Below are 18,058 nucleotides of genomic sequence, written 5' to 3'. Positions count from 1 at the left end.
TTGATTTGCAAGTCATAAACTGCCCCGATTCTTGCCAATGAATCCCCCTGAGAAACAGTTCGTGAACTTGAACCCCATGTATTCAAGTACGAATGAGGGAAACTGCATGGAAAATTTCCATGCAAGTCCGATAAAAACTACTGTAGGGAATTTCACAAGCCTATGATGATTACGAATTCTTTAGAAAATGTTCTGCCCGATTCTAGTCCTCACCTTCAAAAGGTTGTCTTACAGTATTGGGAACTCGCCTGTTTACCGTATCTTTCGGACAAACAACAAGAACAATTAGCCGAGATTTTAGAACGGGCAACGGAGAGCGAAGTCTTGACGTTTTGGATTGCTGAAATCGATCATATTATTGCACATAAGTTAGGACTATTAAACCCTGAAGAGCGGACATCCTATCAAAATCAGCAAGCTTTGTTAAGGGAATATTTGGCGATTAACTCCGAGTTTAAATCTGAAAATTCCTCCACTCAAAACTTCCCAAAACAAGAAGGTAAAAACCAAGCGTCTTCTTTCTTGTATCCACCCAATTGCCGTTATTAAGGCTTGTAGCCGGATTGGAGTTGATTGTGTCTTAATTGAACATAAAGTGAAGTGCAAAAACCCGGTTTCGTAGGAGTTACCGGGTTTTTAGGAGAGTAGAGGAGATTTATCTTCAGTCACAAAAGCAGAATCCTTTCACTAATAGATGAAAGCATCGAGTTCAATTTAAAACTTACAAGAGCTCAAAGTCCTTCCTTTGTTAAAATTGTGATTAGGAGAATGCTTATGTCTTGTCCGCGCAACGATTTCGGTCAACCAACTTGCTACATCACCTCCCATCCCGAACGTCCCCAGGAAAAGTTTTGTGCGACTTGTAAAAAACAATTTTTTGAACGCAATTCCTTTGAATTTGGAGAGATAGTAATCATGGTGATGGTGGGAATCGCAATGTTGTTTCTACTGTAGTGTAGTTTGGCTCGAACTAGCAGGGAAGATTGTCATCAACAACAGAGTTAAATCAGAACAGGTTGTCATCTTCCTGTTAGTCGAAAATCCTTTAACTTGGAAAAAACATGAACCCTGACTAAAAAAATTCTAACCTCCGAGAGATCTTTTTTGCTGCACAAATGACAATCTTACGCTATTTTAAAGAATGACGCATCTCATGTATTTATAATATGACCTCAACAGTTGCAACGAATCCTTATTTGGAAGGAAATTTTGCCCCGGTTCGTGATGAAATTACCGTTGAACATTTAAAAGTCATCGGTGAACTTCCGCCGGGTTTGTCGGGGATGTTTTTAAGAAACGGCCCGAATCCTCAATTTTCCCCCATTGGACAGTATCATTGGTTTGATGGGGATGGTATGATTCATGCCGTTCGCATCCAAGACGGTAAAGCATCCTATCGCAACCGCTACGTTCGCACTCAAGGCTATAAAATCGAACATGAAGCCGGAACCGCCATCTGGAGTGGTATCTTTGAACCGCCCCAACAAAACCTTCCGGGTGGGCCTAGCAAAAACACCGGAAACACGGCTTTAGTATGGCACGCCGAGAAATTTTTAGCCCTCTGGGAAGGTGGAAAACCCCATGCGTTAACCCTTCCAGAAGTCGATACCGTTGGGGCTTATGACTTCGACGGTCAACTCACCTGTCCGTTTACCGCCCATCCGAAAGTTGACCCCAAAACCGGTGAAATGAGGTTTATCGGGTATTCGATGTCAGCCCCCCCCTACCTCCATTATGGTTGGGTTGGCGCCGATGGAAAACTGAAGCAAATTAACCCGATAGAACTTCCCGTTGGGGTGATGATGCACGATTTTGCCATTACCGAAAACTATACAATATTTATGGATTTACCCCTAACATTCCGGCCTGAACGAATGCAACGGGGCGAACCTATCATCCGGTTTGAAAAAGAAACGCCGAGTCGGTTTGGTATTGTTCCCCGTCATGGTGATAATAGCCAAGTGAAATGGTTTGAATGTCCGTCTTGTTTTATTTTTCACACGTTAAACGCCTACGAACAGGGTTCGGAAGTGGTTTTAATTGCTTGTCGGATGGAGTCTACTTCTATATTAGGAATGACCGGTGATGAGGTGTCTGATATTCCTTTATTATATCGGTGGCGGTTTAACTTAGAAACGGGCGAAGTTAAACAAGAACAGTTGTATGATACACCGGGTGAATTTCCGACGATTAATAATCACTTAACCGGACTACAAAACCGTTACGGTTATACGGGTAAAATAGCAATGACTGAACATCCCAAATTTGAGGGAATTAATAAGTACGATTTTGATAAAAATAGTTGTCAGGTTCACCGTTTTGGAGAGGGACGTTTTGGCGGTGAAGCGGTGTTTGTTCCTCATCCAGACGATAGCGCCGAAGATGGGGGTTGGTTGGTAACGTTTGTTCACGATGAGAATCAAAATCAGTCAGAATTAGTGATTGTTGATGCTCAAAATATCACGTCTGAACCGGTGGCGCGAGTGATTATTCCCCAACGGGTTCCCTATGGTTTTCATGGAACTTGGGTGTCTCAAGATAAGTTTCAATAATCTCATGTCCGACTAATTAATAATCCTAAACGTAGGGGCGGGTTCTACAATATCTTTGATTACTACTTAGAGATTGAGATAAACCCGCCCCGTCCCATAACATCCATTCATCAACCGGACATCATATTATTAATTAATTCCTTCAGTAGTAGGGTGGGTGAGAATTGAGCATTTTATTGATGGTAGCGCATCGGGTTTGATTTCACCCACCCATCCCCAAATAATTATTAATTAATTGATGAGTCAGTAGTAGGATGGGTGAAAATTCATAATTTTATTGATGGTAGCGCATCGGGTTTGATTTCACCCACACCGCCACACAATAATTATTAATTAGTTGATGGGGATGGGGCGGGTTTATCTGGGTTATTTCTAACAAACATAAATCAATTCGGAACCCGCCCCTACAGAAGAATTATTGATTTGATTAATCAAACATCCAATCACCCACCCTACAGTTAGGCGATTTTTTTCTTTTTTCAGTTATGATAAACTAGCAGGAGCCAAACTCCAATCTGGCCGTAAATCTTTCGCCCCCCGCAGATAGGGATGATGAACTTCGGTTTGACTGGCGGGTAAATTGACATGAACCAAAAACCGGATACAGCGTTCTAAACTCCCCGGAACGTGCATCTGTTGAACATCGAGTAAGGGAACATTTTCCCAGTGGGGACGCCGACGAGCAATAGCAGCCGGAAATGTTGCATCGAGATCGCGAGTCACCGTAAAGGTTGTACTAATGATCTGTTCGGGATTAAGATTGTTTCGGCTTTCGAGTTCATCTAGCAGTTCGATCACCGCTTCAGTCATCGCCTCGATGGTATTTTCCGAAACCGTTGTTGCTCCACGTATTGCTCGTACACGCCACTCCACGAAAAGTCCTCCAGTTTTCCTTATTGTGAACAAATATCGCTATTTGACCCCAGTGTACTGCAATTTTAGGGTCGATATAACCATAAGGGTAAACCACTGGTAGACAGTTCAAATTCTAGCCAATTTTGGGCGGCGACTACGCCCGAGGGGTTTAAATTATTACTGCTGAGAACCCGATTTAATAAAGATTTCGGTTTTTCTAAGGTATCACATTCGGTTTTGTCGGGGTCGAGCTTAACCAATTCGGCAGCCCAACGACGGGCTTCTTCTTCAGTACCCAAACGATCAATCACCCCCAATGCCAAAGCCTGTTCTCCGGTAAAGATGCGACCATCAGCAAAGCTTCGGACTGCCGTTTCTTCTAAATTGCGAGACTGGGCGACTGTGCTAACAAATTGATGATAGCTGGTATCGATCAATTCCTGCAAAATTTGTTTTTCCGGGTCGGTCAATTCTCGATCAAATGCCAAAATATCTTTATAAGGACCGGACTTGATCACTTTGAACGATACCCCAACTTTATCTAACAGACGTTCGATGTTGTTTCCCCGTAAAATTACCCCAATACTTCCGGTAATGGTGCCCGGGTTCGCCATGATGTGTTCGGCGCCCATGCCAATATAAACCCCCCCAGAGGCGGATATATTCCCAAAACTGGCGACAATTTTAACTTTATCCTGTAATTTCTTCAGGGCGCTATAAATTTCTTGAGAATCAGCAACGGTTCCTCCGGGGCTATCTATCCGCAATAACAAAGCCGGATATTTCCGTTCTTCAACGGTTTTCAGGGCTTCAAGCACCCGTTTTCGAGTGTCACTGGCGATCGCACCCGTAATTTCAATACGAGCAATTTGTTTGCGATATCGAGGTTTAAATGGCCAAATCATGTGCAATCCAGAAGGGGCTTTATCTATATAAATAGAACCTATTATCCTATCACATTTTAGCAGACCGGATAAGCCAAATGTAGGGGCGCATTGCAATGCGCCCGAGGCAATAGTCGAGAGTTGGGAGTCGGGAGTCGGGAGTTAGGAGTTAGGAGTTAGGAGTCGGGAGTTAGGAGTTAGGAGTTAGGAGTTGGGAGTCGGGAAAAACTGTTAACTGACAACTCTAATAACTGGTGACTGGTGACTGGTGAGGCAGTGCTGACTTGGCGGAATAGTCGCGAAGCAACGGACGTTCCCGAAGGGTGACTGGTGACTGATATGACCTAGACATCCTCTCCCCAACTCGTTATGATTGTAAAGATAAGTTAACAAAACTCAAATTAGTTGATAGTCAGTTAAGAAATGTTAGATTTATCAAAATTGATCCTTGTTAACTATGCTAACTGCCTTTTTAAGGATATAAATCCGAACGGCTACGCCACCCCCCTTAATAAGGCGGGTCAGGGGGGATAAATCTTTTTTGTGGAAAAATTTAGTAAAATCTATTGCAGAAAGCCGAATGCAGCTTAAACACACCGATATAAAATTACCTTTTCAATCTGTATTTTTAATCGCCCCGTTTTTCCTTTGGGGAACGGCAATGGTAGCGATGAAGGGGGTTTTACCTCATACAACTCCCTTTTTTGTGGCGGGTTGGCGTTTAGTTCCCGCAGGTCTACTGATATTACTGTTTACCACCTTCCAAGGCAGACCCCAACCCAAAACTTGGAAAGCCTGGTTTTGGATTAGTATATTTGCTGTAGTCGATGGGGCGCTATTTCAAGGCTTCCTCGCCGAAGGACTCGAAAGAACCGGGGCGGGGTTGGGTTCGGTGATGATCGACTCTCAACCGTTGGCTGTGGCGATTTTATCCCTGTGGCTATTTCAAGATAAAATCGGCTTTTGGGGTTGGCTAGGCTTAGTCATTGGAGTGGGCGGAATTAGTTTAATTGGCTTACCCGATGAACTGATTTTAAGCGGATTTAACCTCGAAACCGCAGGCATGGCTTGGGGACTGGATCATTTATTCCAAAGCGGCGAATGGTTAATGTTGTTGGCGTCGCTATCAATGGCGGTCGGGACGGTATTGGTGCGTTGGGTCTGTCGCCATTGCGATCCGGTTGTGGCGACGGGTTGGCATATGATTATCGGAGGTTTACCCCTATTTGCCCTTTCTGGCGGCTTGGAGTCCGAACAGTGGATACACTTAGCAACTTCTGACTGGCTCGCCTTAGCTTACTCTACCGTGTTTGGCAGCGCGATCGCCTACGCTTTATTTTTCTATTTTGCCTCTAGCGGTTCCCTGACGAGTCTGAGTTCCCTCACCTTCTTGACTCCGGTATTTGCTTTATTATTCGGAAATCTCTTTTTAGGAGAAGTCCTCAGTCCGTTACAATCATTAGGGGTAGGTTTAACGTTGGTCAGTATTTACCTGGTCAACCAGCGCGACACCTTAGCAGAAAAGCTGAAGTTCAACCGTTCTGAGGTTCAATCAAATTCCCCGAACGAACAACAGCTAAACTCATCGGAAGACAAACCCGTTGAAATTCCTGTTGAGGTGCGCCTGCGGGAACCCGAACCCAAACTTTAAAAGGAGAGGTAACGGAACCTATGAGAGTTGGTGCAAATTATCTGGGTGATGGTCGGTGCGAATTTATTGTTTGGGCGCCGTTACGACAACAAGTTTCTGTTCAGATTTTAACTCCAGAAGAACGACTTCTGCCGATGGAAAAAGACGACCAAGGTTATTGGCGTTTGACCGCTACAGATGTTTCCCCAGGGAGTCGTTATCAGTTTCAACTCGATGGGGAAATTACCAGGCCCGATCCGGCGTCTCACTATCAACCGGATGACGTTCATAAAGCTTCTGCGGTTGTCGATCATCAGGGGTTTACTTGGACCGATAGCAACTGGAAAGTTATCCCGTTAGATGATTTAATTATCTACGAATTACACGTCGGAACCTTCACCCCAGAAGGAACCTTTGAGGCAATTATCGATCGGGTTCCAGACCTGTTAGAAATGGGCGTGAACACCATTGAAATTATGCCTGTGGCGCAGTTTCCTGGCAGTCGTAACTGGGGGTACGATGGCGTCTATCCCTACGGCGTACAGGCGTCCTACGGCGGGCCTGAGGGGTTAAAACGGTTGGTGGATGCTTGCCATCAACGGGGAATGATGGTGGTTCTGGATGTGGTTTACAATCACTTGGGACCGGAAGGGAATTATACGTCAGATTTCGGCCCGTATTTTACTGGAAAGTATAACACGCCTTGGGGACGGGCGATTAATTTTGATGATGCCTATAGTCCGGGGGTGCGAAATTTCTTTATTGAAAATGTCCTGTATTGGTTCAGTGATTATCATATTGACGGGTTGCGTTTGGATGCGGTTCATGCGATTTATGATTTCGGCGCCAAGCATATTTTAGAAGAAATTGCCGACGAAACGAGGGCGTTATCGGAACAACTTGGGCGTCCGTTTTATTTGATTGCTGAAAGTGACTTGAATGATGTCCGAGTGATTAAACCCAAAGAAGTGGGTGGATATGGGTTAGATGGTCAATGGAGTGATGATTTTCATCACTGCGTTCATACGTTGTTAACGGGAGAAACAACCGGATATTATTTGGATTTTGGCAAGTGTGAACTGTTAGAAAGAACCCTGCGAGAAGGGTTTGCTTATTCCTGGCATTATTCGGCGAACCGTCAGCGCTATCATGGCAACTTTGCAGGCGATCGCCCGGCGTCTCAGTTTGTGGTTTGTATTCAAAATCACGACCAAGTGGGAAACCGAATGTTGGGGGAAAGAATTAGTCAACTGGCTTCTTTTGAAGCGTTAAAATTGGGGGCGGCGACGTTGCTTTTATCGCCCTTTGTGCCGATGTTATTTATGGGGGAAGAATACGGGGAAGAATCACCCTTTGCTTATTTTATTAGTCACTCCGATCCGGGTTTAGTAGAAGCGGTAAGAAAGGGACGAAAAGAGGAGTTTGAAGCCTTTCACGCTGAGGGAGATCCGCCGGACGCCCAAAGCCCGGAAACGTTTAAAGAATGCGTGTTAAAGTGGCATTTGCGAGGGGAAGGAAAGCATAAAGTTCTGTTGGATTTGTATAAAGAATTAATTCAACTCCGACGAGAAATTCCGGCGTTAAAAAATCTCAGTTTCCAAGATCAAGAAGTCCAGAGTTGGGAGACGGAAAAAATAGTCTCTATCCGCAGATGGAGTCAAGACAGCCAAGTTCTTTGTATACTGAACTTCAATCAGGAAACCGTTACTACTGATGCCGTCAGTATCGAAGGAAATTGGCAGAAACGGTTAGATTCTACCGATAACCAATGGATGGGGAATGGATCGAGTTTACCCGATACGCTTACCTCGTCTCAAACGTTAACACTGGCGCCTGAAAGTTTTGTGCTTTACGAGAGTAAGTAAAGTCAATAACTTATAATTGGATAATTCTAAACTCCTCTAGACTTGAAAGAAAAATATGCGGATTCCAGTTGCAACGTATCGGATTCAGTTTACCCCCGATTTTGGGTTTGAATCAGCCCGAAAAATTGTTTCCTATCTCCATGAACTGGGGATATCTGATTTGTATGCGTCTCCCATTTTTAAAGCGAGAACTGGGAGTACACACGGCTATGATGTGGTTGATCCCAATCAATTAAATCCTCAGTTGGGAACCCAAGAAACCTTTGACAAATTAATTGAAGAATTGCAAGATCGGGATATGGGTTGGGTGCAGGATATTGTTCCCAACCACATGGCGTATGGTAGTCAAAATAAGCTGTTGATGGATGTTTTGGAATATGGTCCTGATTCGGAATATTTTGACTTTTTCGAGATAGATTGGCACCACCCCTATGAAAACATCCGGGAGCGAGTTTTAACGCCCTTGTTGGGGGATTTTTATGGAAAGTGTTTGGAAAATGGACAGCTTAAACTTTCCTACGATGAAGAAGGTTTAAGCATTAACTATTATGAATTAAAAATTCCCCTGAATATTGAATCTTATGCTCAGTTTGTCAGTCACGAACTGGGGGAACTATCAAAAAAACTCGGACGCCGACACCCGGATGTGGTGAAACTTTTGGGCGTTTTGTATATGCTCAAAAATATTCCCTCCGAAACCTCTAACCAACAGCGTCGAGATCAGGCGTTATTTGTGAAGGGTTTATTGTGGGAGTTGTATCGAGATAATCCGGAAATTACGGCATTTATTGACCAAAACGTTGAATATTTCAACGGGGAAGTCGGTCAACCGGAAAGCTTTAATTTGCTGGATAATTTGTTATTAAATCAGTTTTTCCGGCTATCGTTTTGGAAGGTGGGAGCGGAAGAACTAAATTATCGCCGCTTTTTTACAATTAACGAGTTAATTTGTGTGCGGGTGGAAGACTTTAAAGTGTTCCAAAAAACCCACGATTTAATCGGAAAAATGGTAGAATCAGGTCAATTTACCGGACTGCGAATCGATCATATTGATGGTCTTTATAACCCGGTTCAATATTTGCGTTGGCTGCGGGATAAAGTCGGAGATATCTATATTACCGTTGAAAAAATCCTAGAACTCGATGAAAAATTACCGTCAAAATGGTTAGTTCAGGGAACATCGGGCTATGAATATTTGAACTATGTTAACGGGCTATTTTGTGATAGTTCAAATGAGAAACGTTTCAGCAAAATTTATCGCGATTTAACCAATCTAAACATTCCCTACAATCAACTTATCGTCGATAATAAACGGTTAATTGCGGATAAAAACTTAGCCGGAGATGCGGATAATTTAGCGCATTTGTTGAAGCGAATTTCTGGACAATACCGCTACGGTCGCGATTTTACCCTGTTGGGGTTGAAAACGGCGATTATGGAAGTATTGGTTCGTTTTCCAGTTTATCGAACTTATATTACCGAAGAAGGCGTCAGCGAAGAGGATCGCAAATATGTTAAAAAAGCGGTTCAAGCAGCCAAAGGAAAACTTCCCGAACTGTTGAATGAGTTGAATTTAATTGAGAAGTTTTTACTGCTCGATTATGATGACTATCTATCGGAAGAAAATCAACAGTTGTGGTTGCGGTTTGTGATGAAGTTTCAACAGTTCTCCAGTCCGTTAACGGCGAAGGGAATTGAAGATACATTATTCTACGTTTACTTCCGGTTTTTATCTTTAAACGAAGTGGGCGGTTCACCGCAATATTTTGGAATTAATCTACCGAAATTCCACGAATTTAATAAACAACGCCTGAAAAATTGGCCCCACGCGATGAGCGCGTCTTCTACTCACGATACCAAACGCAGCGAAGATTTGCGAGCGAGATTGAATGTAATTTCAGAAATTCCCGACGAGTGGGAAACTCAAGTGCGAAATTGGATGCAACTTAATCGCGATAAAAAGACAGAAAGCGACGGAATGTTGATTCCCGATAGTAATGATGAATATTTCCTGTATCAAACGATAATTGGGGCGTTTCCCTGGTACGAAGAAGAATATCCCCAGTTTGTTCAACGGGTGAAAGATTATGCGATCAAAGCGGTACGGGAAGCGAAAGTTCACACCGCTTGGTTGCGTCCTGATACGGTTTATGAAGAAGGATTTATTTCTTTTATTGAACAAGTGCTTGAGGATTCTGAGGAGAATAGTTTTTTACAGGAATTTGGACCTTTACAAGAAAAGATTGCTTTCTATGGAATGTTTAATTCCTTGTCTCAAACCCTGTTAAAAATGACAACTCCGGGGATACCTGACTTTTATCAAGGAACGGAACTTTGGGATTTAAGTTTAGTTGACCCCGATAATCGCCGTCCGGTTAATTTTGAACAACGACTATCTTTTTTACAAGAAATCAAACGCCGTTGTAAAACCGGGATGATGAGTTTGTTAGAAGATTTGATCGCAACCTGCGAAGATGGACGCTTGAAGTTATTTTGTATCGCTCGGGTTTTAGAAGTTCGTCAGCAGTATGTGGAATTATTCCAGTATGGAAGTTATACGCCCTTGAAAGTCATGGGTAAACATCAAGATCGAATTATTGCATTTGCTCGGATTCACGAACAAGAAACAGCCATTGCTGTGATTCCTCGATTTTTAACCCGTGTTGTGGAATTGGGAACATTCCCCACCGGTGATGAGGTTTGGGGAGATACGGTGATTGAAGTTCCTCACGGTTCTGAATCTGACTGGCGGGAAGCGATTACAGATTTTACAATTCCGGCCAGTAGTTTAATTCCGGTTGGTAAAATTTTACAACATTTTCCGGTTGGTTTGTTGGTGAAATTCGAGCCGGAATTATCCAACGAATAAAACTTTTGTGCAGAGAAACCCGGTTTTTTTGAAAAACCGGGTTTCTTTATTCAACAACAAATCATTAATCTGTAGGGGCGCTCCTCCGCCAAAATTTGCAATTCTCAGCAATAACATTAATAAACCCGCCCACCCCCAAATTAACATTCAACAAATTTTTTGAAAAACCGGGTTTCTATCTAACCAACCCACCCCTACATCACAATCATTGATTAGAGAAACCCAGTTTTTTTGAAAAACCGGGTTTCTGTTTTCGAGAGATTAAGCGCGAGCCAAATCAATCAAAAGCTGAATAGAAATATCCAACATATCGTTAGGTTCTTGCAGATAAATGCCCAAATCTTGAATCGCATTTTCTAGCAAATAACACTCTAACAACACTTCTAATTCGGCCACACTTTTCGGAAGGAACGAGTCTTCAGCAGCAGTTTGCAGATAACTCTTGAGGAAAGCCCCGCGTACCCAAACTGACCAAAACTGCGCCCATTGTTGCATTTGTTCGAGGTTATCTTCGCGAATCATGCCATTTTCAACTTCATTGCGTAAAGCAACCCGAGTGGCATAATCAAACGAAAGCAACATTCCCGCCACATCCCGCAAAGGCGATCGCTTCATGCGACGTTCATTTAACGTGCGGTAGGCTTCTCCCTCAAAATCAAGGATAACAAAATCCTTCCCGGTAAATAATACCTCATCGAGACAATAATTACCGTGACAGCGAGTTCGCATGGCGGTAATTTTGAGGTTGAGAACCTGTCGCAGTCGCGCTAACAAATAGTCTTTGCGAGTGAGTAACTGACGCCCCAGAGTTTGAGTTTCCACAGTTTGAGTCGGAAGCAGTTTTTTCAAGCGTAAGAAAACCTGTCCGGTGAGGTTGCGAGAATATTGATAAATCGAACGTTGGTAAAGAGAGGTAAACGGTGCCGGTGAAAAGTCAGGATTGTCATAATCTCCTGATAGGGCAATGTGCATTTCCGCAGTCCGTTGACCCAAAAGTTCGGCATTACTGAGATAGGAACCAATGGTCAACGCCGCCAACTCCGGTACGGGTTGTTCAACTAAATGAACCAATTCTTCCGTCGGAACGGGAACTTCTTCCAAATTGGCCTGTTCAACCCCAACCCGATCAAAATAATCCCGCAGAAGATCGAGGGTAAAATGCCAAGCATTGGTTGCATCGGGAACATAAGGCTGTAACACCCCAATGGTCATCGCTTCCGATCGTTTGCGACGGTATTCTAACCCGCCAATGACCGGCGCAATATGAGCCAGGGGAGCGCGAGAACCGAGGAAATTACGCACTTCCAATTCCGGGTTAATCCCTTCTTCGACCCGTCGGAACAGTTTAAAGACAAACCGCCCTCCGTAGACGACTAGGGTATTAATGCGATTGCCTTTTTCGAGAGAGGTTTCAAAACTACCTTGTAAGGTATCCCGTTCTTGTTCGATCGCATCGGTTGTAGTCGCTACCAAACGGCCCAGCTTGCCGGGGTAACTGCCTCGGTTGACAATCATCTCCCGCAAGATGCCCATAAAGTTCTCCGAGGCGATCGCATCAAACAAAATCCCGGTTTCATCATCGACTTTCAGGGACGCCACAACCGCCTGGGGCATAGACTCTTGAATGTCTTCGGCTTGTTCTTCAGTGGCGTAACTCAGGGGGAGTACATAAGTATCGGGAAAACCTTCGGTGTATTCAACCTGAACCAAGGAAATCACCGCCTCTGTTTCCTTGTGTTGAACGGGAATAATATCACTAATATGAACCGACTGGATCACTTGAGACTTGCCCATAAACCAGCGACAACTGAGCAAATACTCGGTGAGGATCGGTTCTAAGGTACTCTTGTACTCAGAATTTAGCACCTGTTTCCAACTTTGACTAACCGCCATTGCGGGGAGTTTTTTCTGGGGTAGCGCTTCTTTGGGAATACTCGGATCGAGTTGCAGCGTGAACCAGAAAAAGCCGTAGGGACTGATACTGATGAAATAGGGCGACTTTTCAATTTTGGGGAACTGAGTCCGACCAAAAATTTCCACCGGAACCATCCCGTGAAAGGCGGATAGATCCAATTCCACCGTTTGGACAAACCGGGACAGGTTGGCAACCACCAAAATATGTTCGCCGCTATAAGTCCGAACAAAGGCCAAGACCTTCCGGTTTTCCGGGTGCAGTAACTCAAAGGTTCCCCGACCAAAGGCTTGGAACCGCTTCCGCATGGCGATCAGACGCTTCATCCACGACAGTAGCGAGTTGGGGTTGGCGCTTTGGGCTTCTACGTTGATCGCTTCAAAGTGGTATTCTGAATCTACAACAACGGGTTGATAGAGCTTTTGCGGGTTGGCGCGACTAAATCCGGCATTGCGATCGGGACTCCACTGCATCGGTGTTCTGACGCCATTGCGATCGCCAATATAGATGTTATCGCCCATGCCAATTTCATCGCCGTAGTACAATACGGGCGTTCCCGGCAGAGACAGCAGCAAACTGTTCAATAATTCAATTTGACGGCGATCGTTGCCCAGTAGCGGCGCCAACCGTCGGCGAATGCCCAAGTTAATTCGGGCTTGATGATCTTGGGCGTAGACTTTGTACATATAGTCACGATCTTCATCTGTGACCATTTCCAAAGTCAATTCATCGTGATTTCGCAAAAACAGCGCCCACTGACAGTTAGAAGGAATAGCGGGAGTTTGGTTAAGAATATCAATAATGGGAAAACTGTCTTCCATCCGCAACGACATAAACAGTCGCGGCATTAACGGAAAGTGGAAGTTCATGTGACATTCGTCTCCCTCCCCATAATAGGCCGCCGCATCTTCCGGCCATTGGTTGGCTTCTGCCAACATCATCCGGTTGGCAAATTTGGAGTCGAGATGGCCCCGCAACTTCTTGAGGAACATATGGGTTTCTGGCAAGTTCTCGCAGTTGGTGCCTTCGCGAACAAACAGATAGGGGACCGCATCCAAGCGAATTCCATCCACTCCCATCCCCATCCAGAAGTCCAGAACGTCTAGCACTGCTTTCTGGAGTTCGGGGTTATCGTAGTTGAGATCCGGTTGGTGGGAGTAAAACCGATGCCAGTAATAGGCTTTGGCTACCGGGTCCCATGCCCAGTTGGAGGTTTCAAAGTCTTGGAAAATAATCCGAACTTCTGAATATTTGTCCGGGGTATCATTCCAAACGTAGAAATCCCGCTCTTTGCTGCCTTTGGGCGCTCGTCTGGCCCGTTGAAACCAGGGGTGCTGATCGGAAGTGTGGTTAACAACAAGTTCGGCAATGACCCGAATTCCCCGTTCGTGGGCGGCATCGAGAAGCGTTTGAAAGTCTTCTAAGGTGCCATAAATGGGGTTAACGTTCATGTAGTCGGAGATGTCGTAGCCATCATCCCGCAACGGTGAAGGGAAAAACGGCAGTATCCAGATGGCCGTTACGCCCAAATCCTGTAGATAATCTAACTTTTCCGTTAAACCTAGAAAATCACCAATACCATCCTCGTTACTATCGGCATAGGCGCGAACTGGCACCTCATAGATAATCGCATCCTTAAACCACAGGGGATCGTTACTAAGTTTGGAATGTTGCATATTCTCGATTCTCTCGTCTGAGTTACAAATTACACAATCATCGAAAAGCCATCCAGCGATCGCGAAGCCACAACTGTTTAAATGCCTCTGCGGATAATTTGCTGGACTTGACTGCACTTACCTGAAGTTATACACCCATAGGGCGTGGGTGTGGTTTTAGTTAATTTGCCCTAACTTTCCTCTAACTTAAGATAGATTTTGAGAAAAGCCATTGTTGATTACAATCGACATCAGATTCAAGTCCTGAGTCTGGATCGAATTTTTCGGCTCGATTTTCCCTTGCTAATTCCGGATGACCTTTGGAGTTGTTGGGATTTTCGGAGAAAGTGGGGAAAAGCATCAGGATTTATCCCAAATTTTTTATTGAGGATATACCGATCAAACGAGCTTAATAGATATGATGTTGAAATAATCCAAACTCAGTATTTTGTTATGACGTTTAAACGTGCAAGTGGGATTTTATTGCACCCGACCTGCTTACCCAGTCCTTATGGGATCGGCGATTTAGGACAATCTGCCTATGAGTTTATCGACTTCTTGGATAGAAGCGGTCAAACGCTCTGGCAAATTTTGCCGCTCGGCCCAACAGGGTATGAGCATTCCCCCTATATTATGAACTTTAGCACCTTTGCTGGGAATCCATTACTAATTAGTTTGGATCAATTAGCCGAAGAAGGGTTACTAAATGCGGATGAATTAACCCCCTTACCGCCCAGCGAAGATGTTAAGCCGAACCGGGTGAATTTTGATCGTGTCATCCCCCATAAGACAGAGTTTCTTGAACGGGCTTTCGATCGCTTTCGGGAGTCTCTGTCAGGAAATGCTAATCCGGCTTTTGAATCCTTCTGTCAAGAAAAATCAGCCTGGTTAGAAGATTATGCCCTATTTATGGCCCTGTTTGAAGCCTATGATGGCTTACCCTGGAATAAATGGGACTCCGCGATCGCCCGTCGGGAACCGGAGGCGATGAAAGCCAAAGCCTCTGAACTTGCCGATCGCATTCTCTATCATAAATTCCTCCAATTCAAGTTTTTTGAACAATGGACGAACCTCCGGCGTTATGCCAATGATAAAGGGATTTCGATCATCGGGGATATTTCGATCTACGTTTGTCATAATAGTTCCGATGTTTGGGGACAGCCAAATATTTTCCAACTCGATCCCGAAACCTTAGAATCGGCTTATATTGCGGGTGTACCGCCCGATTATTTTAGCGCCACCGGACAGCTTTGGGGCAATCCGGTTTATGATTGGGATGAGTTAAAGCGCACGGGTTATGCTTGGTGGATCGAACGCTTTAAAGCGACGCTCGCCTATGCGGATTTGGTGCGGATCGATCATTTCCGAGGGTTTGAAGCCTATTGGCGGGTGCCGGCAGGAGAAGAAACCGCGATGAATGGCGAATGGATCAAAGGTCCGGATCGGGAGTTTTTTGAAGCCGTTCGCGATAGTCTTGGGAGTTTACCCGTTTTGGCGGAAGATTTGGGAATTATTACCCCCGAAGTGGAAGAATTACGGGATATGTTTGAGTTTCCGGGGATGAAAATTTTGTTATTTGCGTTTGCAGATGATGACAAAAATCCCTATCTTCCTCACAATTTTGTCGAAAATTGTCTGGTTTATACCGGAACTCACGATAATGATACCACAGTCGGTTGGTGGCATCGTGCCGGGGAACAGGAAAAACAACACGTTGCTAAATATCTGGGCTATTCTCATCCCGATGAGATTAAAGAAATCAATTGGGAGTTAATTCGTTTAGCGTTAAAATCTGTCGCAAATCAAGCGATTATTCCCCTACAAGATTTGTTCGGTTTGGATAATAATGGGCGCATGAACGATCCGAGTATCAATGCGGGAAATTGGCGTTGGCGCTATCAAAGTTCGGATCAACTGACTTCGGAAATTAGCGATCGCTTACTTGAATTGACGAAGTTGTATAATCGATAATTCAGGCTGCATTTAATCTTCACTAAATTAACCTGGGACTCAAGTCCCAGGCTAAAAAATAAAGTCGGTTCAAACCGACTGAAAAGCTAACTTTTTTCTGTGGTATTCTGGTCTCTATCTCATCGGATTCAGTTTTAGTCCTCTTGAGAGGACTTTACTTATTAGACAGGGACTTCAGTCCCTGACCCTAACACAACCCAAACTCAAACTTGATCATGTCTGAAAATAACCTCGAAGCCCTCAGAAATAAAGTTGTTTCTCTCGCGACAGAATCCCTACAAAAAGATGATGCGACGGGATGGTTTGAAACGGTGTATACTGACGCCAAAGGCGATAGTTCTCAAGTTCCTTGGGCGAAATCAACAAGCCATCCTTATCTACAAGATTGGTTGGAGAAATATCCCCCCAATACCGAAGGAAAAACGGCGATTGTGATTGGCTGCGGGTTGGGCGATGATGCGGAAACTTTGGCAAAATTGGGCTTTAAAGTTACCGCGTTTGATATTTCTCCCACTGCTATTTCTTGGTGTCAACAACGTTTTCCCGATTCCGAGGTTAATTATTTGGTTGGGGATTTATTTAATCTTGATTCTAGTATACAACATAGTTTTGATTTTGTGTTTGAATGTCGCACAATTCAAGCTTTACCGTTGAAAATGCGTTCAGATAGTATTGAAGCGGTTTCTTCGTTAGTTGGGGAGAAGGGTACATTAATTGTTATTACCCGTTATCGGGATAGCGAAACCGAACCCGATGGCCCGCCCTGGCCGTTATCGGAGGGGGAATTATCCCTGTTTAAACAGTTGGGTTTGCAAGAAGTTCGTCGGGATATTTTTATCGAAGAAAGTCAACCGGGAATTGTACAATTTCGTCTACAATATCAACGGTTTTAATAAAAACCCAGTTGCGTAGGGGCGGGTTCTGCAAAAATTTCTCAATCCAAACAATAATATAGATAAACCCGCCCTATCCCCGCCTAAGAATTTACATTCCATTTCCCTACAATTTAATAAAAACCCGTTCCATTTTGCCTACAATATCAACAGCTTTAATACCCGTTCCATTTTGCCTACAATATCAACAGCTTTAATAAAAACCCGGTTTCTTGAAGAAACCGGGTTTTTGAGGTGTCAACTACAAACGTTTATGATTCTAGGTTGAGTTTTCTAAGTTCGTCTAATGATGTTTCTATGTCTGATAATGGTGGTTCGTCTGGTGCAAATTCTAGTTTAAGTTCGTTTATTTTAGCATTAATATTACCCCCATTATTAGTTATTTTGACATCAGCGAATATTCTTAATTGACCTAATTGCCATTCTTTAGTGTTTAAGTTTAAGAGTTTACAATTCATTCCTTCGGTTGGAAATGTGAATTGAAAATTACTCATACTAATTATTACATTTTGTTCTTCACCAATAATAAGACCTTGAAGAAAAGATGATTGAATACTATACGAAGTATTTCCTGGTTTTTGAACTAATTTTTGATATAGTTTCTTGGAAACTAATTCTTTCAACCTAGCAACAGTAAATGTATCCTGATTAATCATCAAGATAGCAGTGTCATCATTCAATAATTCAAACTGACTCATATTAAACCCAATAAATCTAAAATCATCCGTAGGGGCGCAAGGCTTGCGCCCCCGAATTTGCATCGGAAAATCCCCAAAATTGCGCCCCCGAATTGGCGTCCGAAAATCCCCAAAATTTCCCCATAATTAACCTCCGAAAATCCTCAAAATTGCGCCCACAATTAACGTCATAAATTATATGATATCCGATTGATTAATGTGTGTTATGGGGGAGGGGCGGGTTTATCTAAATCTCTTAGTAGTAGTAAAGATATTGCAGAACCCGCCCCTACAG

Annotated in this window: 12 protein-coding genes; 8 read left to right on the top strand and 4 right to left on the bottom strand. The window is 43.8% G+C overall.

What is annotated here, in order from left to right:
- Positions 1–162 precede the first annotated feature (162 nt).
- The 3 genes from ACL6C3_RS01895 to ACL6C3_RS01885 all read left to right on the top strand — a co-directional run bounded on the left by ACL6C3_RS01895 (position 163) and on the right by ACL6C3_RS01885 (position 2,552).
- Positions 163–549, top strand: coding sequence for a hypothetical protein (locus ACL6C3_RS01895; RefSeq protein WP_413164832.1), 387 nt, complete (start codon positions 163–165; stop codon positions 547–549).
- 225 nt (positions 550–774) lie between these two features.
- Positions 775–954, top strand: coding sequence for a hypothetical protein (locus tag ACL6C3_RS01890; RefSeq protein ID WP_413164829.1), 180 nt, complete (start codon positions 775–777; stop codon positions 952–954).
- 212 nt (positions 955–1,166) lie between these two features.
- The gene (locus ACL6C3_RS01885; RefSeq protein WP_413164826.1) at positions 1,167–2,552 is read left to right on the top strand and encodes a carotenoid oxygenase family protein; all 1,386 of its coding nucleotides are present in this window, start codon (positions 1,167–1,169) and stop codon (positions 2,550–2,552) included.
- A 483-nt stretch (positions 2,553–3,035) separates the two neighbouring features.
- On the opposite strand, the gene aroH is transcribed toward ACL6C3_RS01885, so the two are convergent.
- Complete coding sequence (aroH, locus tag ACL6C3_RS01880) at positions 3,036–3,425, bottom strand: chorismate mutase (protein ID WP_413164824.1); 390 nt, start codon at positions 3,423–3,425, stop codon at positions 3,036–3,038.
- Between the two features lie 65 nt (positions 3,426–3,490).
- Positions 3,491–4,312 carry a signal peptide peptidase SppA gene (gene sppA / locus ACL6C3_RS01875; protein WP_413164821.1) on the bottom strand — a complete coding sequence of 274 codons (822 nt, stop codon included), beginning with the start codon at positions 4,310–4,312 and terminating at the stop codon, positions 3,491–3,493.
- A gap of 559 nt (positions 4,313–4,871) precedes the next feature.
- Between sppA and ACL6C3_RS01870 the strand changes: the two genes are divergently transcribed.
- The 3 genes from ACL6C3_RS01870 to treY are packed head-to-tail and all read left to right on the top strand — an operon-like array spanning position 4,872 to position 10,655.
- Complete coding sequence (locus ACL6C3_RS01870; RefSeq protein ID WP_413164818.1) at positions 4,872–5,942, top strand: DMT family transporter; 1,071 nt, start codon at positions 4,872–4,874, stop codon at positions 5,940–5,942.
- 20 nt (positions 5,943–5,962) lie between these two features.
- Complete coding sequence (treZ, locus tag ACL6C3_RS01865) at positions 5,963–7,786, top strand: malto-oligosyltrehalose trehalohydrolase (RefSeq protein ID WP_413164816.1); 1,824 nt, start codon at positions 5,963–5,965, stop codon at positions 7,784–7,786.
- Positions 7,787–7,841: 55 nt separating this feature from the next.
- On the top strand, positions 7,842–10,655 hold the full coding sequence (gene treY, locus ACL6C3_RS01860) for a malto-oligosyltrehalose synthase (RefSeq protein WP_413164813.1): 2,814 nt from the start codon (positions 7,842–7,844) through the stop codon (positions 10,653–10,655).
- 261 nt (positions 10,656–10,916) lie between these two features.
- Here treY and treS read toward each other — a convergent pair whose 3' ends face one another.
- Positions 10,917–14,243, bottom strand: coding sequence for a maltose alpha-D-glucosyltransferase (treS, locus tag ACL6C3_RS01855; RefSeq protein WP_413164810.1), 3,327 nt, complete (start codon positions 14,241–14,243; stop codon positions 10,917–10,919).
- 432 nt (positions 14,244–14,675) lie between these two features.
- On the opposite strand from treS, the gene malQ reads away from it, so the two are divergent.
- Together malQ and ACL6C3_RS01845 are read left to right on the top strand one after the other, a co-directional pair.
- The gene (malQ, locus tag ACL6C3_RS01850) at positions 14,676–16,193 is read left to right on the top strand and encodes a 4-alpha-glucanotransferase (protein ID WP_413164807.1); all 1,518 of its coding nucleotides are present in this window, start codon (positions 14,676–14,678) and stop codon (positions 16,191–16,193) included.
- A gap of 215 nt (positions 16,194–16,408) precedes the next feature.
- Entirely contained in the window at positions 16,409–17,086 is a 678-nt protein-coding gene (locus ACL6C3_RS01845) for a class I SAM-dependent methyltransferase (protein ID WP_413164804.1), read from the top strand.
- 251 nt (positions 17,087–17,337) lie between these two features.
- On the opposite strand, the gene ACL6C3_RS01840 is transcribed toward ACL6C3_RS01845, so the two are convergent.
- Positions 17,338–17,784 carry a KGK domain-containing protein gene (locus tag ACL6C3_RS01840; RefSeq protein WP_413164801.1) on the bottom strand — a complete coding sequence of 149 codons (447 nt, stop codon included), beginning with the start codon at positions 17,782–17,784 and terminating at the stop codon, positions 17,338–17,340.
- Positions 17,785–18,058 lie beyond the last annotated feature (274 nt).

The sequence above is a fragment of the Capilliphycus salinus ALCB114379 genome (assembly GCF_047276495.1).
Lineage (GTDB): Bacteria > Cyanobacteriota > Cyanobacteriia > Cyanobacteriales > Microcoleaceae > Capilliphycus > Capilliphycus salinus.
Note: the sequence above shows the minus strand (reverse complement) of the source record. Positions and strands in the feature narration are given on the sequence as shown.

What these genes read in the sequence shown, in the direction of transcription:
- sppA (WP_413164821.1), bottom strand. Translation starts at nt 4,312, where the DNA reads ATGATTTGGCCATTTAAACCTCGATATCGCAAACAAATTGCTCGTATT.
- ACL6C3_RS01885 (WP_413164826.1), top strand. Translation starts at nt 1,167, where the DNA reads ATGACCTCAACAGTTGCAACGAATCCTTATTTGGAAGGAAATTTTGCC.
- treY (WP_413164813.1), top strand. Translation starts at nt 7,842, where the DNA reads ATGCGGATTCCAGTTGCAACGTATCGGATTCAGTTTACCCCCGATTTT.
- ACL6C3_RS01840 (WP_413164801.1), bottom strand. Translation starts at nt 17,784, where the DNA reads ATGAGTCAGTTTGAATTATTGAATGATGACACTGCTATCTTGATGATT.
- malQ (WP_413164807.1), top strand. Translation starts at nt 14,676, where the DNA reads ATGACGTTTAAACGTGCAAGTGGGATTTTATTGCACCCGACCTGCTTA.
- ACL6C3_RS01870 (WP_413164818.1), top strand. Translation starts at nt 4,872, where the DNA reads ATGCAGCTTAAACACACCGATATAAAATTACCTTTTCAATCTGTATTT.
- ACL6C3_RS01895 (WP_413164832.1), top strand. Translation starts at nt 163, where the DNA reads ATGATGATTACGAATTCTTTAGAAAATGTTCTGCCCGATTCTAGTCCT.
- ACL6C3_RS01845 (WP_413164804.1), top strand. Translation starts at nt 16,409, where the DNA reads ATGTCTGAAAATAACCTCGAAGCCCTCAGAAATAAAGTTGTTTCTCTC.
- treS (WP_413164810.1), bottom strand. Translation starts at nt 14,243, where the DNA reads ATGCAACATTCCAAACTTAGTAACGATCCCCTGTGGTTTAAGGATGCG.
- ACL6C3_RS01890 (WP_413164829.1), top strand. Translation starts at nt 775, where the DNA reads ATGTCTTGTCCGCGCAACGATTTCGGTCAACCAACTTGCTACATCACC.
- treZ (WP_413164816.1), top strand. Translation starts at nt 5,963, where the DNA reads ATGAGAGTTGGTGCAAATTATCTGGGTGATGGTCGGTGCGAATTTATT.